Here is a 1,116-nt window from a genome sequence, read left to right on the forward strand (position 1 = left end):
TCCGGACCTTTTCGACCAGCGCCGGCCTGATCCGGTCGATGCTGAGCGAGACGGTGCCGTCCGGCTTGGGGATCACGTCCACCGCACCCAGATGAAGCGCCTCCAGCGTGGTTTCGGCGCCTTCCTGCGTCTGGGACGACACGATCACGACCGGCAGCGGCGTCTCGATCATCAGCCGGCTCAGGCAGGTCAGTCCGTCCATCACCGGCATGTTGACGTCCAGCGTCATGACCTGCGGTGCGAAGCTCCCGGCAAGCTCCAGCGCCTCGGCGCCGTTGCGGGCGATGCGGATGTCGAAGTCGCCTTCCGCCGTGAAGATGTCGGAAAGCAGCTTCCGCATCAAGGCGGAGTCGTCGACGATCAGCAGGCGGATCATGGCGCTCGGCCGTCCTCCGGCGCGGCCGCATCGTCCAGCGCCGCGATCTCGGCGGCCTCGCTGCGGGCAAGCAGGTGTGCGGGGTCCAGCAGCAGGATCATGCGTCCGCCCAGGGTGGCGACGCGGGATATCAGGGCCATCTGCTCCGCCGAAAGCTCGGGCGCCGGCTCGATCGCCTCCTCGGGGATCTTCAGGACGCCGGTCACGGCATCGACCATGACGCCGGCGCGGGCAGCGCCCAGGGCGGCCACGACGATGTGCCGGCTGCGGGCGGTTCCCGCCATCTGGAAACGCCGCCGCTGGTCGATCACCGGCAGGACGGCGCCCCGATGGTTTATGACACCTTCGATGAAAGCGGGCGCCTTGGGGACGGCGGTCAGCTGCTCCGGCACCGCCACCACCTGTTCGACACAGGACGAAGGCAGGCCGTACTCGACCGATCCAAGCCGGAAAATCACGAAAGTCGCGGTCTGGACCGACCGCTGGATCGCGTCAGGATCGGGCATGTCCCGTACTCCGCTCTGCTCGCTGCTCGGTTCCGTGCCCGGATCGGCGCCGCCGGCCAGCGTGCGGCGCACCGCTTCGGTCCGGAAGAGGCGGCCCGGGTCGAGGATGGAGATCAGCCGCCGCCCCTGGTCGAGCCGGCAGATCGCCTCGATCTCGCCGCTGTCCTGCCTGAACAAGGCAGGCACGGGGTCGATCCGGTCGTTCGGGACCCGCAGGATTTCCCGCGCGCGGTC

General features: G+C 69.1%; 2 protein-coding genes. Both read right to left on the reverse strand.

The window, feature by feature from the left end; translation table 11 throughout:
- The coding region (locus tag AC5JJ6_RS41455) for a response regulator (protein WP_496047656.1) at positions 1 to 376 on the reverse strand (376 nt) is incomplete at its 3' end.
- Positions 373 to 1,116: chemotaxis protein CheW (locus AC5JJ6_RS41460; RefSeq protein ID WP_496047657.1), on the reverse strand; the 744-nt coding region annotated here is incomplete at its 5' end. The genes AC5JJ6_RS41460 and AC5JJ6_RS41455, both read right to left, overlap by 4 nt.

The organism is Skermanella sp. (assembly GCF_059503625.1).